This is a genomic window from Methanotorris formicicus Mc-S-70 (assembly GCF_000243455.1).
Lineage (GTDB): Archaea > AGJL01 > Methanococci > Methanococcales > Methanococcaceae > Methanotorris > Methanotorris formicicus.
This window is the reverse complement of sequence record NZ_AGJL01000009.1, coordinates 1-22,185: the sequence shown is the minus strand read 5'-3', so window position 1 is coordinate 22,185 and position 22,185 is coordinate 1. Positions and strand designations below refer to the sequence as shown.

Below are 22,185 nucleotides of genomic sequence, written 5' to 3'. Positions count from 1 at the left end.
TTCTAATTAGCGTTTAGTCATAAAATTAAAATTTTATTTTAAAGATGACAACCATATCTATCTGTTTGATGAAACCTTTTCTAAAAGTTTAATTAGAATAACAAAATCGGTTTACTTAGATGCCTTCTTGCAGATGGTGGAACTTCATAAAATCCCTCTGTAATGTCTCTCTCAACTTCAATTAACTTTATCTCATCATATTTTATAACTTTTCCACATTTTTTGCATTTGTAGCCTCCTTTTTTTCCTTTTGCCCTTAAAGTTCCTCCACACTCACATTTTTTGTCTTTTATGTATTTTTTAGCAAGTTTAATTATTTTTAACTTCTCTATATTTATTTCAAACGGCTCCTCTCTAACAGTCCCATAAACTCCAATTAAATCCTCAACTATCAACTTCCTAACGATATTTCTGAATTTTTTGGTTGGCTCATAGGCAATACAGTCAATCTCTCCCGTGCCATCACTCACTCTAAACACTACATGTCCTCCAGGCAGGTTTTTTGGTTCTTTAACAACTTTTCCATAAATAATTACACCAATGTTTGGATATATGTTTTTTATTTTCATATATCTTAAATGCACATCAGTTCCTTGGTTGGTTTTGAATATCATATATCTATCTATCCCCTCACTCTTTATCATGTTCATTGCCTCTATTAAGATATCCTTGTCTATTCCTCTTATCCCATACAAAACCGGGCATTTTGTGTGCGGGGCAATTATTGACTTCCCTTCATCATAATCCACATTGTTAAAGGTAAAGGGAAATGTCTTCTCATCCATCTCAAATACTGATTTTTCATCCACAAATCTCTCTTTTCCCCAATTTTCTCTCTTCCTATATGCCAATAGTTCATAGGTGTATGGTGGGTTTGATGATATCGCCCCTAATGCCCCTATTATTCCATATCCCTTTTTGTATTTAATATACTCAGCATTAATTTTTTTCAAAATGTTTTCAGCATAATCTATTGATACAATATCATAAAGAACCTTTTTGTAATAACTGTTTAGTAAATCTTTGTTTTTTGCATAATTCTCCTCATCCAAAAAAACAATTCCAGGGTTTGTTGTTTCATATTCAAAATCTGCATAATTTTCCACATATTCAACAACAATATTTTTTATTTCTTTTTTCTCATCATCTAATTTTTTATCTTCAATTATTCTTATAGATACTCCACCATTTCCTCTTGTTTTATATTTAACCGTTGGGTTCATTCTTATCAACTTTGGCATCTCAACCTTATAACCCAACTCTTTAAATTCCTCAATCAATAGAGTTGCTATGTATGTTGTGCAGTATTTATTTGGGCTGTCTGTATCATCAATTCCAATAAACAAATTATCACCTTTATTAAATTTAAATGTTAAATGTATATATGGATTATTCTATAATATTGATTAATATCCAAATATATTGGAGGGGTAAGTTTGGTATTTAAAGCGTATGATATAAGGGGAATTTTTGATAAGGAATTAGATACTAAATTCGCATATTCTTTAGGAAGGAGTATTGGTAAAGAATACAATGGCAAAGAAATTTTGGTTGGAATTGATGTGAGAATTGGTTCAAAAATCTTGGTTAAACCATTTATCTATGGACTTTTAGAGGAGGGTTGTAATGTAAGATACGCAGGAGTCATCTCAACACCCCTAATGTACTTTGGAACAAAGGGTAATTATGATTTGGGGGTTATTCTAACTGCTTCCCACAATCCTCCACAATACACTGGATTTAAGATGTGCGATAAAGATGCAATACCATTATCTCCAATCGAAAAGATTAAACCAATATTTAAAAATTATGGACTAAATGAGGAGAAAATTAAGGAGATTGAAGATGTTGATTTGGAAACATTAAAAGTTGATATTATTGGGGATTATAAGAGGTTCTTCTTAAAAAGATGTGAAAAATCAGATAAAAAAATAACTGTTGATTTTGCAAATGGTGCAACAACCATCGCTGAAAAAGAGATATTGGGGGAGTTGTTTGAGAATAGAGTTTTCATAAACGACTATCCTGATGGAACCTTCCCTGCCCATCAACCAGATACATTAAAGATGGAATGCTTAGAGGATATAATTAAGGCAGTTAAAGAGAACAACTCTGATTTAGGAATTATCTTTGATGGGGATGGAGATAGGATCGGTATTATTGATGAAGAAGGTAATGTTTTGCAGGGGGATATTTTAACAGGTATCATCGCAAAGGAAATTTTGAAAGAACAAAAAAATGCAAAGATAATATATGATTTAAGATGCAGTAAGATAGTTCCTGAAATCATTGAGAAATTTGGGGGGGGAGGGGTTAAGTGCAGAGTTGGGCATTACTTCATAAAAAAACTCATGCATGAAATCGATGCCGTCTTTGCTGGAGAGTTGAGTAATCACTTCTACTTTAAGGAGGTTGGTTACTTTGAAAGTCCATTGTTGGCATTAAACTATATATTAAAAGCAATGGAAGAAGAGGGTAAAAAACTCTCAGAAATAGCAAAGGAATACAAAAAATACTTCCATAGTGGGGAGATTAACTTTAAAGTAAAAGACCAAAAATACATCATGGAAAAGATAAAAGAAAGATACAAAAACTGCAAAATTGAAGAGATTGATGGTATATCAATTTATTGCGAAGATTTTTGGTTTAACATTAGACCTTCAAACACTGAGCCACTTTTGAGGTTGAATTTGGAGGCAGAAAAAGAGGAAATTATGAAGGAGAAGGTTGAGGAAATAAGAAAATACATTGAAGAACTAAATAAATAAGCATAAGAGAGGATGCCGAGTGTAGCGAGGCATCCTATCCCGTTTACTTTTTTAAACTGACAGTGTGATTACAATATTCCCCTCTTTATTAGTTCTTTACTACACTCTTTAACCACTTCATAAAACGATAGTCCATATTTGTATCTCAAATATTCTATGCAGTTTGATACTATCGCCATAAATCTAACGAATCCAATATTGCTCTTTTCAGACGTTAGATAGTTTCCTTCGATTTCTAAAATCGATTTATCTCTTCGCTTGCGGAGCAAGCGAGCAGTGAAATACTTAGTATTTCACCCAATCGATGTTTTCGCCTTGTGATAACAAGGCGAGTTACGAAAAACCGATTTAAGTGCTACCTATTTCTATTTTTTGGTTTTAATTTTAATAGTGTTAAATCACACTATCAGTTATTAAAAATTCTAAATAATTTCCTTCGATTCTGTTACATTTTTTTCATCTTTAAAAATGTTGACTATTCCTTCTGATTCCACAATAATTTTCCATCTATGAGATTTATTGTTTAAACTTACTTTAAACTCAAGTTCCGCAGTTCCATCATATTTATAAACTAAACTTTTTATACCATTTCTTCCACTTGAAATAAAATCCAAGGCAGTTTTATTTATTAGTTTATAACCCCTTCCGGGACTTGGAAATAAAAAAACTTTCAAGTATTGCCGTCTTTCCAGAGTTATTTTTCCCAATTAAAATATTAAATTTGCTCAATTTTAATGGTTCTTTAAGTTCTTTTATTCCCCTAAATTCTTTAATGCTTTTAGTTTCATTAATTAGCATAATTTCACAATTTGTCCATTATCTTTCTTATCCTTTCCCTTACCCACGGGGAAATCCTGTCCCTATCTATGCAATAAACCTCCATTTTTGGGATTATAACTCTAACAACATCCACATTAACCTTTTTTAAATCCACTACAACAACCCTCTCAAAACCGCTCTCAACCAACCTCTCCTTAACAAATTTCATGTCCTTTTTTAGGTTTAGTTTTGCATTGTTTGGAATGTCTGAAATGCTAATTTCTTCCTTATATTCAAACCATCTCTTATGGATTCTTTTCATTCTTTCATAACTAACTCTCCTAACGATATCTCCCCTAACAGTATCTTCCCTTGCTCCATGGATTTGCGTTGCCCTACTTTGAGCAACCTCCGTCAATGCCCTTAAAACAGCAATCTCAGGATGGATATGGCATCCCACTCCCATGCATAGTAAAGCAGGGTCTCTCAAAACATCATCATCAGATATCGCAGCAATTGTTGGAATTCCTACCTCACTTGTCAAATCTTTTAAAATGACATTTATCTTTGCCTTTCTAAATTTTTCCATGAGTTCGTGGATTAGGGGATTTTTTGCATCCTCTATACTAACTCTCCTATATGTTCTTCTTGAGAGTTCTGCTATACTCCATGCATCCCTCTCAATAACTTCCAACATTCCATGAAAAATTGCTTCATCTCTTGTATTTCCAGATGCTAAGCCATTTGTATTGCTCCTAAATAACCTTCTACCCTCATAAGGGTGGAATACAGCGTTTGCAGGGACTTCAACAAATTCATCATTAATTATATCATATCCCTCAACCCATACATCAACATTTGGCTTTGTGTTTGGTGGAAGGATGAGTTCGTTAACATCTATTGGGTTTTTTGGGTTTTGGGTAGTTTTTACATTTGTCTTTTCATCCATCTCTGCCGAGTATCTTTCAATTGCTTCCATTGCAGATGAAACCCTCGCCTGTATGTCAGTTGCACCCTTTCCAGAATAGACGCTTATTGCACCTTCCTTTGCAGTTGGTCTAATTGCTGAGTAAACAGGAATACCTACCCTATCCAACCCATCAATCCTCGCAATCCTTGTAACTCCAATGTCTTTCAATATTGGTTCAATTTTTTTCCACGTCTCTTCTGGGGAGCAAACCCTATAAGATGCTAATGTGTAAGTTATCTCATCCATGATACCACTGTTGTTTTTATTTTTTGTTATTTTTTGTTGTTTTATTTTATTTTTTAATTAAACTTTCCAAAATTTTAACAACCTCTTCTTTTTTTGCGTCTTTTATCAACAGAGTTTTTTGTGGGGAAGTTGAACCACTTACAATCTCAACGTCTTTCTTAAAAATGTCCTTAAAGAATTTTACAATCTCTTTGTTTGCCTTCCCATCCTTTGCCATTGCCTTTATCTTTACCTCTAACTTATTTCTCCACTCATTTATGCTGCCAATTTCATTCTTTTTGGCGTTTGGCGTGACATCAATATTAATCAATATACCTTCTTTTGTTTCTTTTATTATTTTCTCAATCATAAAAATCCCTCAAAGAACTTTAACGCTAAATCTCCAATTTTGCTGCTGTATCCCCCTTCAAGAACGATGAAGTAATTAATGCCAAATTCATTTACAACATCTCCAACCAACTTTCCAATTTTTTCATAACTCTCCTCTTTTAATGCAAAGTTTGCAAGGGGGTCTCCAATATATGTATCAAATCCAAGTGATATTGCAAGAACTTCAGGTTTAAAATCTACAACATGTTCAAGTGCCTTTTTTAATATTTTTAAATATAAATCCTCACCAGTTTGTGGAGGAAGGGGAAAATTTACGCGATTCTCTCTACTTTCTAATCCAGTTCCAGGATAGAGTGGATGTTGGTGAATGGAAACATATAAAATATCTTCATCTCCAAAAACAATATCCTCTGTACCATTGCCATGATGCACATCCAAATCTAAGATTACCGTTCTCTTCCCCAATTTTTTAGTGGCTATGCATATATTGTTGAAGTAGCAAAATCCCTCTAAAAAGTTCCTTCCAGCATGATGTCCGGGGGGTCTTGATAAGGAAAAACCGTTTATTTTTGCCGCTTTTATGGCACTTCCTGCAGAGAGTAGTGGATAGTATGGCTCTATAACAGGCGTATCCCAATCAAAATAATCTTTATTTAAAACCCTGTTGTAGTGTTCCTCAGTATGGCATAATAATATATCTTCCTTTTTTGCAGGTTTTGCATCTACAAATTCAAATTTATCTATTAATGCATTATAAATCAATTCCACCCTCTTTGGACTCTCTGGATGTCCTTCAATGCAATATTTAATGCAGTCCTTTGGGAAAACTATAGTTGTTTGCGGAATTTGTGCCATATTATCCAACTCTACAAGATTTTTGAAAGAATAATAAATTAAGTGTGAATTTCAAAATAAATCATAATCCATCATATGAACTTCATTGATGATTGTAGTCATATGTAACGCAAACAACTATACTTTCATATTCCCCCTATTAATTTAATATTTTATTCATTTAATATTCTCTCATATTTCTTCTTAAATTCCTCCAAATTTTTAATTGTTGTGTCTAATGTTAATGGAGTTAGGGAAATATGCCTCTTCCTCCTAACAACATAGACGTCAGTGTCTTCCTCCTCCTCTAAAATTGGATACCCATCAATCCAATAATAACTCCTTCCTCTTGGGTCTACTCTTTCCTCAACGTGTGTTGTATACATCTTTCTTGCTAACCTTGTTATTTCAATTGGTGTCTTCTCTGTTGCACCTTCTGGAATGTTTAAGTTGACAACATCACATGGAAAATCACAATCCAACATCTTCTCAACAACATTTGCAGTAATTTTTGCTGGAATTGTAAAATCTATTGGAGTCTCCCCTTCCCTAAACTTCAAATGGTCAGAGGTAACTTGGAGTGATGATGCAATTGCCTTTGCTCCATGATGAGACCCTTCAAACGCAGCCCCCAATGTTCCAGAAGTTGTTATTTCAGTTCCAAGATTTTCTCCAACATTTATTCCAGATATAACTACATCAGGAACCTTCTTTAATATCTCATAAATACCCAATATAACACAATCTGTTGGGGTTCCTGAAACTGCATATCCCCAAGAACCATCTGCTAATTTGGTTTTAGTTACCCTCAACGGCTCAAATAAACTTATTGCCCTACCAATACCACTCTGCTGATTCGTTGGGGCTACAATAGTAATCCTCGCATTAAATTTTTCCAACAATGCATCCTTCAATGCTATTAATCCATTTGAATAAATGCCATCATCATTAACAAGTAGTATATCTAACATTACATCACCACTTAACATTTATCAGTTCTACGTAGTTTGTAATTAGCATCAAATTTTCCCAGAATAACTATATTTAAATAATTATTTTTATATAAGGTCTTATATATACTAAACTTGGTTTAAAGTTATTTGGTGGTATGATGAAGAAAAGGAATATTACTGAATTTCAAATATTATCTGAAATCGTTAGAAAACAGCCACACGTGAAGCAGAAGGAAATAGCAGATGTTTTGGATATAACAATTCAGGCAGTTTCAGAGCACATGAGAAATCTCCTAAAAAAAGGATATATCAAATCAAGAGGTAGAGGGGAGTATATAATTACAGAAAAAGGTATGAGGGTTTTAAAAGGATGGATTTCTGAGCTTAAAAGATATTTAGATGATGTTACCCAGGATTTATATAAATATAAGGATATATGGCCTGCAATAGCGAATGAAGATTTAAATGAGGGGGATGAGGTTTATTTGTTTATGAAGGGGGGATTGCTCTATGCTTCAAAGAATATAAAAACAGATGCTAAGGGGAAGGTTCTTGAAGGAGGGAAAAAGGGAGAAGACATTGCTATATGTGATATTAAAGGAATTATAGATGTGCCAAGAGGAAAAGTAACAATAATAAAAATCCCCCCAAGAATAAAAGGCGGCTCAAAAAACACAAACTATGAGATGATTGAGAATATCCTTAAAGATAATGAAGATTTAGCAATTGCCACAATGGGGACTGTTGCAAATGTCGTTGCATCTAAGATAAACCTACATCCAGATATTAGATTTGCGGTTTCAGATGGAATTGTTGCTGCTTGTAATAGGGGTTGTGATGTTTTGGCATTGATAACAGGGAAGATGACTGAAAAAGTTGTTAGGGTTCTTGACAAGCATAAAATAAGTTATACGGTATTGGATGCTACAAAAGAGGATTAAGTGAGAGAATGAAAAACATCATATTAGCAAAATCTGCACTGGAACTCATTCCAAAGGAAATTAAGGGCAAAATTAAAACAAAATCATTTAAATATGATATATTAGATTCAAATTACCACTACAAATTTATGAAAGATTTGAAAGACTGGGAGATGAGGGGAAGGCCGGATATCATTCATTTTTCTCTTTTAACAATTTTAGACAGCCCTATATGCAGAGAGGGAAAATTGAATGTCTATGTCCACACTTACAATGATAAAGTCATCTATATAAATCCAAAAACACGATTGCCGAGAAATTACTTTAGATTTTTAGGAGTTATGGAGAAGTTGTTAAAGGGAAATCCAAATCCATTGATGAAAATTGAAGAGAAAACATTGGAAGAACTCTTACATGAAATTAATGCAAAAAGAGTTGTTCTATTTAGTAAAGAAGGAAAATTCTCCCACCCATCCTCTATTATGGATTATGATACGTTTATAATTGGGGGCTTTCCTAAGGGGACATTAAATGTTGATTTTGAAAATATCGATAAAATCTCCATCTATCCAGAGGGATTAATGGCATGGACAGTTTGTGGAATTTGTTGTAGTTTTTTAAGTTATTAGGTATCTCAGGATGCATTCAAATATATTCAAACCTTTCATAAGATATAATTTGATAATCTGAATGTCTCTTTCATCGATACCCGCCCCTCTCTATAGAGAGGACAGACCAACCTCCACCGTCCCATTAGAAGGGCAGAGGTCGCCTTAATCTTCCACGCCGATGTAAATGGTGCTTTTAATATTCTAAAAGTCGGTTTAAAGATTAAAAATTAACAGTTATTACTATAACAGAAGTTATGTGTAAACTTTTCATTAGATTATTTAAAAATATATCATTTAAATATATTTAAAATAAATGAAGTTAAAAATAATGATTATATCCAATGATGATGAATTAACTATTTTTTGCATCCTCCAAATCTTCTAACAATCTCCTTTACAATATCAAATGAACTATGGAATGGGCATTTTGTATATTCTTTAACTTTAATAACCTCTGGGAATAGATTGTGCTTTGCCAATTCCCTCTTTAATTCCCCAACATCAAATGTTGTTTGATCTGGGCCAAGGACAATAATATCTGGTTTTATTTTTAATATTGGTTCTAACTTGTCCTTTAAACTCCCAAGAATTGCTTTATCAACAGGTTTCAATGCTTCAACCATAATTCTCCTCTGTTCTTCTGGTATTACAGGCTTTCTTCCTTTTATTTTTTTAACTGTTTCATCTCTCGCTATAATAACAATCAACTCATCCCCAAGACTTTTTGCAAATTTTAGTGTCTCATAATGTCCAGGATGGAGTAAATCGAATGTCCCTGCTGTTACTACAATCTTTTTCTTTTCCATAATATCCCCTATTATAACTTATTGGGAATCCATATTCCTCCGTGTTTTCATAGCAAATATTGCATTCAATGCCCCAACAATCATTGGCCCTAATGCGAAACCCTTTATGCCAAGTGTTAAAGGCCCTATTAAAAACGCAATTAGTATCAAAACTGGGTGTAAATCAGCCTCTTTTTTAACAACAAATGGCCTTATAACAAAATCCGGCATTGTGGAGAGGAACACTGCCCCAAAGATGAAGATTTCTAATGCCTTTATATAATCTTTGCTTATGATGTAGTATATTGTAAGTGGGATATAGACTGTCCAACCTCCAACGATAGGAAGTAATGCAAACAATCCTGTCAATATAGCCAAAAATAATGCATTTGGAACATCAATCAAATAATACCCCATCCCAGCAACAATACCAATTACCAATGAAGTTAAGGCATTTCCTATGAATAGGTTTTTGTATGATTCATTTAGATGTTCCAAAAATATCTTTGTTTTGTATTGGTGCTCTTCCGGGATGTGGGATAGTATAACATCTTTAAGTTTGTGTCCATCTTTGAGAAAGTAGTATGTTGTGAAAAAAATCATGACTATTTTAATTGCTATATGTGGGAGTAGGGAAATTTGATTTATCATGCCCTTAATCGACGGTTTTATAAGTTCCCAACCTTGGATTAAAATCTGGTTAAACTCCCCTACTGAAGTTTTGTTAATACCAAAATAATTGAGCAATCTTATGATGTCGTTGGTTATGGCATTAATATCGATGGTTTGCATATACAACAAAATTTCCTTCAACACCACAAGCATTAAAACTACTGTTGGGATTGTAAAGAGCAATAAACATGCAAGTGCAGATATAGATTTCCCAATGTAGGGATGCAATTTATCGTATATTGGTTTTGTCATATATGCAAATGCACATGAAAACGCCAAAACATCAATAAACGGCCATACCATGTAAAAACAAGATAAAAATACCGCAATAGCAACAACTCTTTTTAATAATTTAAATTCTTCAATGTTCATATAATCACACTCTTCTTTACTATCAAAAATTCGATATAAATTTGCACATCATAAGATTTAAAAATATTGGTAATTTAATAATTGAGTATAGTTATGACATTATATTACACAAATTCATAACCTTTATATATAATAAATGAATTATAGGAAAACGGAAACAACTTTCCGATATCCGAATACCTTGTATGAAAAATACAACAAAGGTGATATAAATGGCGACTGCAGATCTGTTCCAAAATGCAACGGATATAAATTCAATTGTGCAGGCTTTAACTGCAATGGCTAATGCAAGTGATGTATTCTTCCTCGTTGTTATGGGTGTCCTCGTCTTCATGATGCAATGGGGCTTTGCAATGCTTGAAGGAGGGCAGGTTAGGAAGAAAAATGTTAACAATGTTATGATGAAGAACATGGTTGATTGGTTTATTGGTTGTGTTTCATGGTTGTTAATTGGTGGTGTTTTATGTGCATCAATAAATCCGGCTGATTTCATAAGTTGGTGGCAACAGATATTCGGAACAAACTGGGCAAATAATGGACTTGATTTAGCAAACTGGTTCTTTGGTTTGGTATTCTGTGCTACTGCTGCAACAATCGTCTCAGGAGGAGTTGCAGAGAGAATTAAGTTCAGTGCTTATGTATTGATATCATTGATTATTACAGCGTTCTTGTATCCTCTGTTCGTTTACTTAGGTCCTTGGGGAGCAAGTGTAGTTCCATGGCATGACTATGCAGGAAGTTTAGTCGTCCACGGTTTAGGTGGATTCTTAGCATTAGGGGCAATAATGGCATTAGGTCCAAGAGTTGGAAGATTTAAAGATGGAAAACCAGTTCCAATTTTAGGACACAACATCCCAATGGCTGTATTTGGGGCATTTGCATTAGCAATTGGTTGGTATGGATTCAACGTAGGGAGTTCATTAGCATTAGGAGATATTAGTGGGTTAGTTTGTGCAACAACAACATTAGCAATGGCTGGAGGAGGAATCGGGGCATTACTTGCATCTAAGAAAGATGTTCTATTCACAGCAAACGGTATTGTTGCTGGTTTAGTTGCAATTTGTTCAGGAACAGATATCGTAAGTCCAATTGGTGGTTTATTAATTGGATTGGCAGCAGGAATCCAAGTACCAATTGTTTACAGATTATTAGAAAATGCTAAATTGGATGACGTTTGTGGTGTCGTTCCAGTCCACGGAACAGCAGGGGTTGTTGGGGCTGTATTAGCAGGTATCTTTGGAATGACTGCTTTAGGTGGGGCAGGTGATGTAAGTTTAGTTGACCAAATAATTGCATCAGTATTCTGTATCATCTACGGTACTGGATTAGGTTTCATCATTGCTAAAATAGCAGGAATCGTATGTGGTGGATTGAGAGTTAGTGAAGAAGAAGAATTTAAAGGTCTTGACTTGGCAGAACACAAAATGCCTGCTTACCCAGAAGAAGAAACCTCAATGGCATAAAATCCTTAAATTTTAATTTTTACAAAATAGGTGGGTGAAATGATGAAAAAGATAGAGGCAATTATAAGAACTTCAAAGTTAGAGGATGTAAAAAATGCATTAATCAAAGAAGGATGTAAAGGTTTAACAGTTAGTGAGGTTAAAGGAAGAGGAGTCCAAGGAGGAATTGTTGAGAGATACAGGGGGAGAGAATACGTTGTTGATTTATTGCCAAAGGTAAAACTTGAGATGGTTGTCAACGATGAGGATGTAGAGAAATTCATTGGTATAATTTGCGAAAATGCTAAAACAGGAGAGTTTGGAGATGGTAAGATATTTGTCGTTCCAGTAGAGGAAGTTGTAAGGGTAAGAACCGGAGAAAGAGGAAAAGATGCCTTATAATTCCTATATTATTTTTTTATTTTTATCCAGTTTAATTTTCAGAAAATTCCTTTTTAAAGTGGGTTTGAATAATTAAAAAGGGGTATTATCTCACAACAAATGTGGTGGTATTATGAATATTAGCGTATCATTTACACAAAAAATAGATAAAAAAGGAAAAATAACAATTCCTGCATCTATTCGAAAAAAATTTAATCTTGAAACCGAAGATCTCGTTGAGGTTGAAATTAAAAAAGTGTTTAAAAAAGAGGAATTGGAGTTCTCCGATTAAAGTACATAACCATAAATTTAAATCTTAAATGTTTGATTATATATAATCAACAATAATTTGAATTACTAAATAAAAATTAATTTGAATAAAATAAAACAATTATTGGAGTTATTTTCCGCCAATAACCCTCGTTATTTTGTATCTTCCAACTGCCTCAAAGTACTCTACTTCAGCACCTGGTTCCAAACCTTCCATGCCCTCTGGAATTGGAAGTTCTAATGTTTCATAACTTTCCAAATCCATAATTTGGACTAAATCACCCATTAATGCTAAAACTTGCCCTTTTCTTTTGTCAATGATTGGAACTTCTACTTTTGATGCTGTAGGTCCTACATGTTCTTTTTTAATTGGTTCAAAAATACCAATTGCTGTAACTCTTGCCTTTGCTCCTCCGTGTTTTCCTGGTTTTGATACGCTTATATCTACAATTTCACATGGTACTCCATCTATCATGATGTATTGCCCTTTTTTCAATGAACCTAAGTTTACTTGCTTTGTTCCTGCCATTTATATCACCTTTCATCTTTTTAGCATAAAAACAACAAATAACCATAAAATTTTAAATGAAGCAAGATTTATGCTTTATATAACGCAACGACTAAAAATTTCCTAATTAAGTATTAATCATTTTCTTACTTTAGATTTTGGTCTGTTTAAATAACCAATTTACAGAATGACTATAATTAACCAAAATTTTATATATAAAACTTTGGTTTGTTTTATTATTACGAATTCAAATTCATAAGTTTATTTAGCATGTCTCAACTTAATCATCTCATCAAACAAAAACTTGGCATCGTGTGGCCCAGGCCCTGCTTCTGGGTGGTATTGGATGCTCCAAATTGGTAAATCCTTATGTTTTATTCCTTCAATGGTATTGTCGTTTAGATTTATATGCATAATTTCAACATCATCAGGGAGAGATTCTTCTTTTGTTGCAAATCCATGGTTTTGGGAGGTTATATATACTCTTCCAGTTGTTAGATCTTTAACTGGCTGGTTTCCTCCCCTATGTCCAAATTTGAGTTTGTATGTTTCTCCTCCTAATGCTAAAGTAATAATTTGATGCCCTAAACAAATTCCAGTTATTGGGACCACTCCAATTAATTCTTTTACTGTGTTTATTGTCTCTTCAACCCTAACAGGATCTCCTGGACCGTTTGAAACCAAAACGAAATCTGCCTTATACTCTAAGATTTCATCTGCCTTTGTGTTGTATGGAACTTGGATAACCTCACAACCCCTCTCAACCAAACATTTTATTATGCTATTCTTAACCCCACAATCAATTAAGACACATCTTGCCTTTTTCTCCCCAATAGGTTCATTGATTTTTACCTCTTTTGTAGATACCATTGGAACTAAATCAATTTCTGATAAATCCTTATGCTCTCTTGCTTTTTTTAATAGTTCTTCAATATCCTCATCGCCTATTGGTTCTGATGATGTTTTTAACGCTGCTCTTACAACCCCTTTATCCCTAATCTTTCTTGTTATAAACCTTGTATCAATATTGGATATGCATGGAATATCATATTCTTTCAAAAAATCATTCAATTCTTTACCGGTTAATTCTCTAATAACAAAACCTTCTGCCTTTATTCCATCAGATTCATACCACTCCTTACTAACCCCATAGTTCCCTTCTAATGGGTAAGTCATTGTGACTATCTGTCCTTTATATGAAGGGTCTGTTAAGATTTCAACATACCCGGTCATACTTGTGTTAAATACCAATTCTCCCAAAATCTCTCTTTCAGAACCATGACCAATTCCTTTAAAAACAGTTCCATCTTCCAAAACCAAAACAGCATACATTTTTCCACCAAAGATATATATTTATTAAGTATAAGTTATTCAGCGTATAATTAACCTCATATGCAAACATAGATGAATCGATAAAAATTAACTATTTAAATAAGAAAACATAATCATGAAATCAATACGCCTTATCTTTATTTATATTTTTTGTTCGATTGTGTCGTTCTGCAAGTAATTATTAACTTAACTTAATTTATTGTTTAACAAAAAACATTTGAATTTAAATTCTTTATTGCAGAACGGTTATAAAAATTCAGATTATTGGAATTTGGGTGATAAAATGGTGAAGATACTGGTAACAGACCCGTTGCATGAAGATGCTATAAAGATTTTAAAGGAAGTTGGTGATGTTGAGGTAGCAACTGGTTTAAGTAAAGAAGAGTTGTTGGAGAAAATTAAAGATGCAGAAGTTTTAGTCGTTAGAAGTGGAACAAAAGTAACAAGGGAAGTCATTGAACATGCAGAAAAATTAAAAGTTATTGGTAGAGCAGGGGTTGGTGTTGATAATATTGACTTAGATACTGCAACTGAGAAAGGGATTATTGTTGTCAATGCCCCAGACGCATCATCAATTTCAGTTGCAGAGTTGACAATGGGTTTAATGCTTGCAGCAGCGAGAAACATCCCACAGGCAACAGAATCATTAAAAAGAGGAGAATGGGACAGGAAGAGATTTAAAGGAATTGAGTTGTATGGAAAAACACTTGGAATTGTTGGTTTAGGAAGGATTGGGCAACAAGTTGCTAAAAGAGCACAGGCATTTGGAATGAATATAATTGCCTACGACCCATATATCCCTGAGGAAATTGCCAATTCACTTGGAATAAGGTTGGTTAGTATAAATGACCTCTGCAAAGAGAGTGATTTCATAACCCTCCACGTTCCATTGACACCAAAAACAAAACACATGATTGGAAAAGAACAGATTGACTTGATGAAGAAAAACACCATAATTGTAAACTGTGCAAGAGGTGGATTAATTGATGAGAAGGCATTGTATGAGGCATTAAAAGAAAAGAGAATAAGAGCGGCTGCACTTGATGTCTTTGAAGAAGAACCACCAAAAGACAATCCATTATTAACCTTGGATAACGTTATAGGAACCCCACACCAAGGTGCTTCAACAGAGGAGGCACAAAAAAGTGCAGGAACAATAGTTGCTGAGCAGATAAAAAAAATATTGAGAGGAGAACCTGCTGAAAATATCGTTAATCTACCAATGATTCCTCCTGAAAAGATGAGTAAGATAAAGCCATATATGGTGTTGGCAGAGAAGTTAGGAAATATAACTATGCAATTGCTTGACAAATCTGTAAGAAAAATAGAGATTATCTATGCTGGAGAATTGGCAAAGGAAAAAACAGATTTAATAAAAAGAGCATTTTTAAAAGGTCTTTTGTCACCAATATTACTTGCGGGAATCAACTTAGTCAACGCTCCAGTTGTTGCAAAGAATAGAAACATCAAGGTTGTTGAAGGGACTTTATCAGAGAGTGAATATGGAAATGCAATAAAAGTTATTGCAGAGGGAGAAACAGATAAAATCTCAATCACTGGCACTATTACAAATGAAAAACCAATGCTATGTGAAATCAATGGATATAAAGTTAACTTCAGTCCAGAGGGGATATTCTGCATCATAAAACACATAGACAGACCTGGCACAATTGGGAAGGTTTGCCTAACCCTTGGAGATTATGGAATAAACATTGCTGGAATGCAGGTTGGTAGGGAATCACCTGGTGGGGGAAGCATTATGTTGTTGGATGTTGACCACGTGGTTCCAGAAGAAGTTGTGGAGAAAATAAAGAAACTTGAAAATATAAAAGATATGAAGGTTATCAATCTATAATTATTTTAATTTTCCATTTCATTTAAGGAATAAACTCCCAACAATCCATCTTTAACTGCTTCAATTGCTTTAATTGCTGCTTTTGCACCTTGTATTGTGGTTATGTATGGGATATTGAACTCCACTGCAGCCCTTCTTATATAATAGCCATCTGTTTTTGCAGCATCTCCAGAGGAAGTATTTATTATCAAATCAACCTTACCCTGCTGAATTAATGTTAGGATATTGTCGCTTGTGCTTTCAGAGATTTTCTTAACCTCCCTAACTGGAATACCCTCTTTTCTTATAATTTCACCAGTTCCCTTTGTTGCAAATATCTCAAAGCCCAATTCATGGAACTTCTTAGCAATATCTCCAATATATTTCTTATCCCTATCCTTAACGCTTATAAACACTGTTCCTGACATTGGCAATTCCATATTTGCTGATAGTTGAGATTTGTAGTATGCCCTACCAAAATCAATATCAATACCTATTGCCTCTCCAGTGGATTTCATCTCTGGCCCTAAAACAGGATCAACCCCGGGCAATTTTTGGAATGGGAATACTGCCTCTTTAACTGAAACATATTTTGGTTTTGCTATTCCAACATATCCTAAATCTTTAAGTTTTTGCCCCATAATTACCTTTGTAGCAATCTTTGCAAGTGGAATACCAATTGATTTACTTACATAAGGAACTGTTCTTGATGCCCTTGGGTTTGCCTCTAAGATATAAACCTTCCCATCCTTAACTGCATATTGGATATTTATTAAACCAACAATATTTAATGCCCTTGCCAATTTTGTTGTGTAATCTATTATTGTATCAATAACTTCTTTTGGCAGTGTTTGAGGAGGGATTACACAGGCACTATCTCCACTGTGCACTCCCGCTTCCTCAATATGCTCCATTATTGCTCCAATAAACACATCTTCCCCATCACACACAGCATCAACATCAATCTCAATGGCATCCTCCAAAAACTTATCAATCAAAACAGGATGCTCTGGGGAAACTCTAACTGCCTCTCTCATGTAATCTTTCAATTCATCTGTATTATAAACTATCTGCATTGCCCTTCCACCAAGGACATAGGAAGGTCTAACCAATACGGGATACCCAATCCTCTCTGCAATTTTTATTGCTTCTTCTTCAGTAAATGCAGTCCCTCCCTCTGCCTGTGGGATGCCCAATTTATTCAGGAGTTTAGAGAATTGCTCTCTATCTTCTGCTAAATCTATACTTTCAGGAGAAGTTCCTAATATTTTAACTCCTGCTTTATGGAGTTTCATTGCTAAGTTTATTGCTGTCTGTCCACCAAATTGAACCATAACTCCCAACAATTCTCCATTTTCCCTCTCTTTTTCAACAATATTCATCACATCTTCAAAGGTTATTGGTTCAAAGTAGAGTTTGTCTGATGTATCATAATCGGTTGAAACCGTCTCTGGGTTATTGTTTATTATGGTTGCCTCAATTCCCATTTCCTTTAAGGCGAATATTGCGTGAACTGTTGAGTAATCAAACTCTACTCCCTGCCCAATTCTTATAGGTCCAGAACCGAGGATGATAACCTTTTTGTTTGGAGATGGGTTGCTTTCATCTTGCTCCTTATAAATTATTCTTTCATAGGCAGAGTAGTAGTATGGAGTTTTTGCCTCAAACTCAGCAGCACATGTATCCACCATTTTGTAGGTCGGAGTTATTCCATACTTTTTTCTCAACTCCCTAACCTCATTTTCGCTCATTCCTAACAAATGTGATAATTGAGCATCAGAGAAACCCATTTTTTTTGCTTTTAATAATATTTCCACCATATCCATTATAATCACCTTATTTGTCATTTTCAATATTCTTTTAAAATTTTTTCTATATGTTTTATATCTTTGGGGATTTTATTGGCTGCAATATCCCAAATTATTTCATAATTTATTCCAAAATAGTGATGAATCAACTTATCTCTTAACCTTGCCATTCCTTTCCATGGAACTTGTGGATATTTATTTATGAAGTCCTCTGGAAGGTTTTTAACCGCCTCTCCAATAACTTCTAAACTTCTAATTACTGCCTTTTGTGTCTTTTTATCTTTTAAAAATTCATCAAAGTCCATATATTTTGTGAATTCAATTATGTCGTTCATATTTTCTAAAATATCATACAAAAATGCTCTAACATCTTTTTTAGGCATTTAACCCACCTAAACATAGATTAAGTCCTCTTCAATTGATTTTTTGATGTAAGGATTTTTTATAGTTCCTTTAATAACTAAATCTACCTGAATCCCCAATAAATTTGATAAATAATCTTCTAACTCAAAAAATTTAAGATAGTCAGGAGTTTCATAAAACTCTACTAATATATCAATGTCTGATGTCTCTTTTTGCTCTCCTCTTGCATAACTGCCAAATATAGCAATAGATTTAACTTTATACCTATCCTTTAACTCCTTTTTATGCTTTCTAAGAATTTCTTTAATCTCAGAGAGTGTCTTCATAGTCCCACTTTACTCTTCTTTGGCTCTCTTTAATGCCAAAATTCCATTAATTATACATACAATCCCAACTAAAGTTACCAATATCCTCCCGGTTAGCAGGGCGTATAAAGTCATCGCTATAAGTATAGTATTCATAAAAATAATTATTTTGATTTTGGTTTCTTTTTTCATAATCTCCCATTAGGCATTTAATTTCTTTCCAAGTTTCTCTAACTCCTTCTTCATATCCACAATATTCTTGATTTTTTTAATGAAGAACTCGTTAATATTTGATAACTCACAAATCTTCTCAACACTCCAACCCTTATCCAATGCATGAGCAATAACAAATATCCTCTCATCTGTTGGGTTCTTTAATATTTTTTCAGTCTCCTCATCGCTATATTCTTTATCCTTTCCATCTCCAATTAAACCAAATCTTCCAATGTCTAAACTTCTAATTGCTTTTTGCAAGGCCTCTTCAAAACTTCTACCAATTGCCATAACTTCTCCAGTTGATTTCATACTTGTTCCCAATCTCTTATCAACTGTCCTAAATTTATCAAATGGCCATCTTGGGATTTTCACAACAACATAATCCAATGTTGGCTCAAAACTTGCTGGTGTTTCTTTTGTGACGTCATTTCTAATCTCATCCAATGTCATACCTATTGCTATCTTTGCTGCAATCCTTGCTATTGGGTAACCAGTTGCCTTACTTGCCAATGCTGAACTCCTTGAAACCCTCGGGTTTACCTCAATAACCCTATACTCTGTCATCTCTTTATTTACTGCAAATTGAACATTACACCCTCCTTCAATCCCCAAATGCCTAATGATTTTTAATGCAGCATTCCTTAATTTTTGGTGGAATTCATCGCTCAATGTTTGTGCTGGAGCAACAACTATACTTTCTCCTGTGTGTATTCCCATTGGATCAATATTCTCCATGTTACAAACAACTATACATGTATTTTTTCTGTCTCTCATAACTTCATACTCAAACTCTTTCCAACCCAAAACACTTTCATCAATCAAAACTTGCCCAATTAATGAGTATTTTAAACCCTTCTTAACAATCTCTATAAGTTCCTCTTCATTGTGGGCAATTCCCCCTCCAGTTCCTCCTAATGTAAACGCGGGTCTTACAATAACTGGATAACCAATCTCTTCAACGAACTCCAAAGCCTCCTCTACGCTATTAACTGCCTTTGATTTTGTTGTTGGCTCCCCTATTTCCTTCATTGCCTTATCGAACAATGCCCTATCCTCAGAAATTTCAATTACCTTTGCATTAGAACCAATTAACTCAACATTGTATTTCTCCAAAACACCTCTTTTATATAACTCCATTGCAAGATTAAGTCCCGTCTGACCTCCCATTGTTGGTAATATGGCATCTGGTCTTTCCTTTTCAATAATCTTCTCAACAATCTTTGGATGTAGTGGCTCTAAGTAAACTTTATCTGCAATATTTGTGTCAGTTTGGATTGTTGCAGGGTTTGAATTCACTAAAATAGTGTATATCCCCTCTTCTCTTAATGCCTTACATGCCTGAGAACCAGAAAAATCGAACTCTGCTGCCTGACCTATTACAATAGGCCCAGAACCCAAAATCATAACCTTATTTATATCTTCCCTCTTCAAAATTCCACCTTTGGGATTTTTGCATACTCATGTCATAGTAAAATATTGATGCTCAAAAAACGATAAGTATAAATCATTATTATTCAAATTGAATTTATCCAAAATACGTGAATTTTATTTATATAATTTTGGGAGATATATACATCTTCAACATAATATATCACACATCATTTTTAAATTTAATGGAATGGTGATAAATTGAGAGACGCAATTTTAAAATATGTTCTCCAAAATGCGATAAAATACAGTGGAAAGGCAAATCCAAAGGCAGTTTTAGGGAAGTTTTTGGCAGAGAATGCAGAGTATAGAAAAAATGCAAAAGAAGTTTTAAGTATAATAGAAGAATTATCAAAAGAAGTTGAGAAATTATCAGTTGAAGAACAAATAGCAAAATTAAAAGAAATTGCACCAGAGATGCTTGAAGAAGATAAAGGTAAGAAAGAAAAAGATAAAGATTTAGAATTAAAAGACGTAAAAGGAAAAGTAATTATGAGATTTGCCCCAAATCCTTCAGGACCTTTGCATATTGGACATGCGAGGGCAGCAGTTTTAAATGATTACTTTGTTAAAAAATATGGTGGAAAATTAATTTTAAGATTAGAGGATACAGATCCAAAGAGAGTTCTACCTGATGCTTATGATATGATTAAGGAAGATTTGGAGTGGTTGGGGGTTAAGGTTGATGAGATTGTTATCCAATCCGATAGGATGCATATTTACTATGAGTATGGAAAAAAATTAATTGAGATGGGACATGCTTATGTTTGTGCATGTAACCCAGAGGAGTTTAGGGAGTTGAGGAATAAGGGAATTCCATGCAAATGTAGGGAGAGAGATATTGAGGAGAACCTTGAACTTTGGGAAAAGATGCTAAATGGGGAAATTGAAAATGTTGCTGTTAGGTTAAAAACAGACATAAAACACAAAAACCCATCAATAAGGGACTTTCCAATATTTAGAATTGAAAAAACACCACATCCAAGAACAGGGGATAAATATGTTGTTTATCCATTAATGAACTTCTCAGTTCCAATTGATGACCATTTACTTGGAATGACACATGTTTTAAGAGGAAAAGACCACATTGTAAATACTGAAAAGCAATCATACATATACAACCACTTTGGATGGGAAATGCCAGAATACATCCACTATGGAATTTTGAAGATTGAGGGAATGGTTTTAAGCACTTCAAAGATGCATGAGGGGATTAAAGAGGGAATTTATAAGGGCTGGGATGACCCAAGATTGGGAACATTGAGGGCTTTAAGAAGAAGAGGTATTAAAAGTGAGGCAATATATGAGATCATGAAAAGGATTGGAATAAAGCAGGCGGATGTTAGATTCTCATGGGAAAACCTATATGCAATAAACAAAGATATTATTGACAAAGATGCAAGAAGGTTCTTCTTTGTTGAAAATCCAAAGAAAGTTGTTGTTAAAGATGCGGAGAAAGAAGTTTTACATCTAAGAATGCATCCTGATAACAAGGAGTTGGGAACAAGGGAATTGATTTTTGATGGGGAAATATATGTTGCAGATGAATTGGAAGAGGGAAAGATGTATAGGTTGATGGAGTTGTTTAATATCGTTGTTGAGAAGGTTGAAAACAACATTATCTATACAAAATACCACAGTAGAGATTTCAAAACAGGTAGGGAAAATAAGGCAAAAATCATCCACTGGATTCCTACAAAAGACTGCATAAAAACAATTATAATAGACACCGATGCAAAAGAACATATTGGATTTGCTGAAAAGGACTTTAAAGTAGTCAATGTTGATGAAATTGTGCAATTTGAGAGAGTTGGATTCGTTAGAGTTGATAATAAGAAAGATGATGAAGTTATCTGTTATTTCGCACATAAATAAGAGAGGATGCTGAGCAAAGCGAGGCATCCTATCATTTTAGTAAATCCATTTTATTCTTTTTTTTGAGTTGTTTTGTGAATTCTGCGGATCGCCCATCTTCACTTACAATTACATATATAAATAATAATCGCAATATATAATTTTATGAGCGTCGAAGTATATAAGTTATTCATACCAAAGGATGAGGAGTGTATTGCAATTAT

Annotated in this window: 25 protein-coding genes; 8 read left to right on the top strand and 17 right to left on the bottom strand. The window is 34.0% G+C overall.

All coding sequences use genetic code 11. The features are described from left to right. Positions 1 to 92: 92 nt before the first annotated feature. Entirely contained in the window at positions 93 to 1,346 is a 1,254-nt protein-coding gene (locus METFODRAFT_RS02420; protein WP_007043942.1) for a tRNA(Ile)(2)-agmatinylcytidine synthase, read from the bottom strand. A 90-nt stretch (positions 1,347 to 1,436) separates the two neighbouring features. Here METFODRAFT_RS02420 and METFODRAFT_RS02415 point away from each other — a divergent pair, with 90 nt between their 5' ends. Then, on the top strand, positions 1,437 to 2,768 hold the full coding sequence (locus METFODRAFT_RS02415) for a phosphomannomutase/phosphoglucomutase (RefSeq protein WP_007043941.1): 1,332 nt from the start codon (positions 1,437 to 1,439) through the stop codon (positions 2,766 to 2,768). Between the two features lie 68 nt (positions 2,769 to 2,836). Here METFODRAFT_RS02415 and METFODRAFT_RS09895 read toward each other — a convergent pair whose 3' ends face one another. From METFODRAFT_RS09895 to surE, 7 genes are all read right to left on the bottom strand, one after another. After that, on the bottom strand, positions 2,837 to 3,037 hold the full coding sequence (locus METFODRAFT_RS09895) for a hypothetical protein (RefSeq protein ID WP_083820831.1): 201 nt from the start codon (positions 3,035 to 3,037) through the stop codon (positions 2,837 to 2,839). A 153-nt stretch (positions 3,038 to 3,190) separates the two neighbouring features. Next, entirely contained in the window at positions 3,191 to 3,442 is a 252-nt protein-coding gene (locus tag METFODRAFT_RS11300) for a hypothetical protein (protein WP_007043940.1), read from the bottom strand. Next, a complete protein-coding gene (locus METFODRAFT_RS11295; protein WP_007043939.1) occupies positions 3,402 to 3,566 on the bottom strand; it encodes an AAA family ATPase in 165 nt (54 codons plus the stop codon). The genes METFODRAFT_RS11300 and METFODRAFT_RS11295 overlap by 41 nt, the downstream gene beginning before the upstream one ends. 4 nt (positions 3,567 to 3,570) lie before the next feature. Further along, positions 3,571 to 4,743: a YcaO-related McrA-glycine thioamidation protein gene (locus METFODRAFT_RS02405; protein ID WP_007043938.1), complete on the bottom strand. Its 1,173-nt coding sequence runs from the start codon at positions 4,741 to 4,743 to the stop codon at positions 3,571 to 3,573. Positions 4,744 to 4,789: 46 nt separating this feature from the next. Beyond that, positions 4,790 to 5,092: a DUF167 family protein gene (locus tag METFODRAFT_RS02400; protein WP_007043937.1), complete on the bottom strand. Its 303-nt coding sequence runs from the start codon at positions 5,090 to 5,092 to the stop codon at positions 4,790 to 4,792. Further along, the gene (locus tag METFODRAFT_RS02395; RefSeq protein WP_007043936.1) at positions 5,089 to 5,928 is read right to left on the bottom strand and encodes a histone deacetylase family protein; all 840 of its coding nucleotides are present in this window, start codon (positions 5,926 to 5,928) and stop codon (positions 5,089 to 5,091) included. Before METFODRAFT_RS02395 ends, METFODRAFT_RS02400 begins: the two co-directional genes overlap by 4 nt. Before the next feature lie 152 nt (positions 5,929 to 6,080). Then, entirely contained in the window at positions 6,081 to 6,878 is a 798-nt protein-coding gene (gene surE, locus METFODRAFT_RS02390; protein WP_048115381.1) for a 5'/3'-nucleotidase SurE, read from the bottom strand. 140 nt (positions 6,879 to 7,018) lie between these two features. On the opposite strand from surE, the gene METFODRAFT_RS02385 reads away from it, so the two are divergent. Then, on the top strand, positions 7,019 to 7,801 hold the full coding sequence (locus METFODRAFT_RS02385; protein WP_007043934.1) for a DUF7839 domain-containing protein: 783 nt from the start codon (positions 7,019 to 7,021) through the stop codon (positions 7,799 to 7,801). Positions 7,802 to 7,809: 8 nt separating this feature from the next. Continuing rightward, a complete protein-coding gene (locus tag METFODRAFT_RS02380) occupies positions 7,810 to 8,409 on the top strand; it encodes a 16S rRNA methyltransferase (protein WP_007043933.1) in 600 nt (199 codons plus the stop codon). 338 nt (positions 8,410 to 8,747) lie between these two features. Here METFODRAFT_RS02380 and METFODRAFT_RS02375 read toward each other — a convergent pair whose 3' ends face one another. Both METFODRAFT_RS02375 and METFODRAFT_RS02370 read right to left on the bottom strand, forming a co-directional pair. Next, on the bottom strand, positions 8,748 to 9,197 hold the full coding sequence (locus METFODRAFT_RS02375) for an adenylyltransferase/cytidyltransferase family protein (protein WP_007043932.1): 450 nt from the start codon (positions 9,195 to 9,197) through the stop codon (positions 8,748 to 8,750). Positions 9,198 to 9,215: 18 nt separating this feature from the next. After that, positions 9,216 to 10,220: an AI-2E family transporter gene (locus tag METFODRAFT_RS02370; protein WP_007043931.1), complete on the bottom strand. Its 1,005-nt coding sequence runs from the start codon at positions 10,218 to 10,220 to the stop codon at positions 9,216 to 9,218. Positions 10,221 to 10,432: 212 nt separating this feature from the next. Here METFODRAFT_RS02370 and METFODRAFT_RS02365 point away from each other — a divergent pair, with 212 nt between their 5' ends. From METFODRAFT_RS02365 to METFODRAFT_RS02355, 3 genes are all read left to right on the top strand, one after another. Further along, complete coding sequence (locus METFODRAFT_RS02365) at positions 10,433 to 11,683, top strand: ammonium transporter (RefSeq protein ID WP_007043930.1); 1,251 nt, start codon at positions 10,433 to 10,435, stop codon at positions 11,681 to 11,683. Positions 11,684 to 11,725: 42 nt separating this feature from the next. Further along, positions 11,726 to 12,064 carry a P-II family nitrogen regulator gene (locus METFODRAFT_RS02360; RefSeq protein WP_007043929.1) on the top strand — a complete coding sequence of 113 codons (339 nt, stop codon included), beginning with the start codon at positions 11,726 to 11,728 and terminating at the stop codon, positions 12,062 to 12,064. A 112-nt stretch (positions 12,065 to 12,176) separates the two neighbouring features. Continuing rightward, positions 12,177 to 12,335, top strand: a complete 159-nt coding sequence (locus METFODRAFT_RS02355; protein WP_007043928.1) for an AbrB/MazE/SpoVT family DNA-binding domain-containing protein — start codon at positions 12,177 to 12,179, stop codon at positions 12,333 to 12,335. A gap of 108 nt (positions 12,336 to 12,443) precedes the next feature. On the opposite strand, the gene eif5A is transcribed toward METFODRAFT_RS02355, so the two are convergent. Beyond that, entirely contained in the window at positions 12,444 to 12,842 is a 399-nt protein-coding gene (gene eif5A, locus METFODRAFT_RS02350) for a translation initiation factor IF-5A (RefSeq protein ID WP_007043927.1), read from the bottom strand. Between the two features lie 240 nt (positions 12,843 to 13,082). Continuing rightward, positions 13,083 to 14,153, bottom strand: a complete 1,071-nt coding sequence (gene carA / locus METFODRAFT_RS02345) for a glutamine-hydrolyzing carbamoyl-phosphate synthase small subunit (RefSeq protein ID WP_007043926.1) — start codon at positions 14,151 to 14,153, stop codon at positions 13,083 to 13,085. Between the two features lie 283 nt (positions 14,154 to 14,436). On the opposite strand from carA, the gene serA reads away from it, so the two are divergent. After that, the gene (gene serA, locus METFODRAFT_RS02340; protein WP_007043925.1) at positions 14,437 to 16,008 is read left to right on the top strand and encodes a phosphoglycerate dehydrogenase; all 1,572 of its coding nucleotides are present in this window, start codon (positions 14,437 to 14,439) and stop codon (positions 16,006 to 16,008) included. Between the two features lie 5 nt (positions 16,009 to 16,013). Here serA and carB (METFODRAFT_RS02335) read toward each other — a convergent pair whose 3' ends face one another. The 5 genes from carB (METFODRAFT_RS02335) to carB (METFODRAFT_RS02315) are packed head-to-tail and all read right to left on the bottom strand — an operon-like array spanning position 16,014 to position 20,110. Continuing rightward, positions 16,014 to 17,804 (bottom strand): carbamoyl-phosphate synthase large subunit, encoded by a 1,791-nt coding sequence (gene carB / locus METFODRAFT_RS02335; protein WP_394296031.1) that lies wholly within the window; start codon positions 17,802 to 17,804, stop codon positions 16,014 to 16,016. Between the two features lie 32 nt (positions 17,805 to 17,836). Continuing rightward, entirely contained in the window at positions 17,837 to 18,178 is a 342-nt protein-coding gene (locus METFODRAFT_RS02330) for a HepT-like ribonuclease domain-containing protein (protein WP_007043923.1), read from the bottom strand. Positions 18,179 to 18,187: 9 nt separating this feature from the next. Then, entirely contained in the window at positions 18,188 to 18,484 is a 297-nt protein-coding gene (locus tag METFODRAFT_RS02325; protein ID WP_007043922.1) for a nucleotidyltransferase family protein, read from the bottom strand. A gap of 9 nt (positions 18,485 to 18,493) precedes the next feature. After that, a complete protein-coding gene (locus METFODRAFT_RS02320) occupies positions 18,494 to 18,655 on the bottom strand; it encodes a hypothetical protein (protein ID WP_007043921.1) in 162 nt (53 codons plus the stop codon). Positions 18,656 to 18,664: 9 nt separating this feature from the next. Continuing rightward, the gene (gene carB, locus METFODRAFT_RS02315; protein ID WP_007043920.1) at positions 18,665 to 20,110 is read right to left on the bottom strand and encodes a carbamoyl-phosphate synthase large subunit; all 1,446 of its coding nucleotides are present in this window, start codon (positions 20,108 to 20,110) and stop codon (positions 18,665 to 18,667) included. A 198-nt stretch (positions 20,111 to 20,308) separates the two neighbouring features. Here carB (METFODRAFT_RS02315) and METFODRAFT_RS02310 point away from each other — a divergent pair, with 198 nt between their 5' ends. Next, the gene (locus tag METFODRAFT_RS02310) at positions 20,309 to 21,982 is read left to right on the top strand and encodes a glutamate--tRNA ligase (RefSeq protein ID WP_007043919.1); all 1,674 of its coding nucleotides are present in this window, start codon (positions 20,309 to 20,311) and stop codon (positions 21,980 to 21,982) included. Positions 21,983 to 22,185 lie beyond the last annotated feature (203 nt).

Bases quoted from the DNA above. Each gene is read 5' to 3' on its own strand.
- METFODRAFT_RS02395 (WP_007043936.1), bottom strand. From the start codon at position 5,928: ATGGCACAAATTCCGCAAACAACTATAGTTTTCCCAAAGGACTGCATT.
- METFODRAFT_RS02370 (WP_007043931.1), bottom strand. From the start codon at position 10,220: ATGAACATTGAAGAATTTAAATTATTAAAAAGAGTTGTTGCTATTGCG.
- METFODRAFT_RS02375 (WP_007043932.1), bottom strand. From the start codon at position 9,197: ATGGAAAAGAAAAAGATTGTAGTAACAGCAGGGACATTCGATTTACTC.
- serA (WP_007043925.1), top strand. From the start codon at position 14,437: ATGGTGAAGATACTGGTAACAGACCCGTTGCATGAAGATGCTATAAAG.
- METFODRAFT_RS02320 (WP_007043921.1), bottom strand. From the start codon at position 18,655: ATGAAAAAAGAAACCAAAATCAAAATAATTATTTTTATGAATACTATA.
- METFODRAFT_RS02405 (WP_007043938.1), bottom strand. From the start codon at position 4,743: ATGGATGAGATAACTTACACATTAGCATCTTATAGGGTTTGCTCCCCA.
- METFODRAFT_RS02385 (WP_007043934.1), top strand. From the start codon at position 7,019: ATGAAGAAAAGGAATATTACTGAATTTCAAATATTATCTGAAATCGTT.
- METFODRAFT_RS02355 (WP_007043928.1), top strand. From the start codon at position 12,177: ATGAATATTAGCGTATCATTTACACAAAAAATAGATAAAAAAGGAAAA.
- carA (WP_007043926.1), bottom strand. From the start codon at position 14,153: ATGTATGCTGTTTTGGTTTTGGAAGATGGAACTGTTTTTAAAGGAATT.
- METFODRAFT_RS02360 (WP_007043929.1), top strand. From the start codon at position 11,726: ATGAAAAAGATAGAGGCAATTATAAGAACTTCAAAGTTAGAGGATGTA.
- surE (WP_048115381.1), bottom strand. From the start codon at position 6,878: ATGTTAGATATACTACTTGTTAATGATGATGGCATTTATTCAAATGGA.
- METFODRAFT_RS02365 (WP_007043930.1), top strand. From the start codon at position 10,433: ATGGCGACTGCAGATCTGTTCCAAAATGCAACGGATATAAATTCAATT.
- METFODRAFT_RS11295 (WP_007043939.1), bottom strand. From the start codon at position 3,566: ATGCTAATTAATGAAACTAAAAGCATTAAAGAATTTAGGGGAATAAAA.
- METFODRAFT_RS02325 (WP_007043922.1), bottom strand. From the start codon at position 18,484: ATGAAGACACTCTCTGAGATTAAAGAAATTCTTAGAAAGCATAAAAAG.
- eif5A (WP_007043927.1), bottom strand. From the start codon at position 12,842: ATGGCAGGAACAAAGCAAGTAAACTTAGGTTCATTGAAAAAAGGGCAA.
- METFODRAFT_RS02380 (WP_007043933.1), top strand. From the start codon at position 7,810: ATGAAAAACATCATATTAGCAAAATCTGCACTGGAACTCATTCCAAAG.
- METFODRAFT_RS02400 (WP_007043937.1), bottom strand. From the start codon at position 5,092: ATGATTGAGAAAATAATAAAAGAAACAAAAGAAGGTATATTGATTAAT.
- METFODRAFT_RS02330 (WP_007043923.1), bottom strand. From the start codon at position 18,178: ATGCCTAAAAAAGATGTTAGAGCATTTTTGTATGATATTTTAGAAAAT.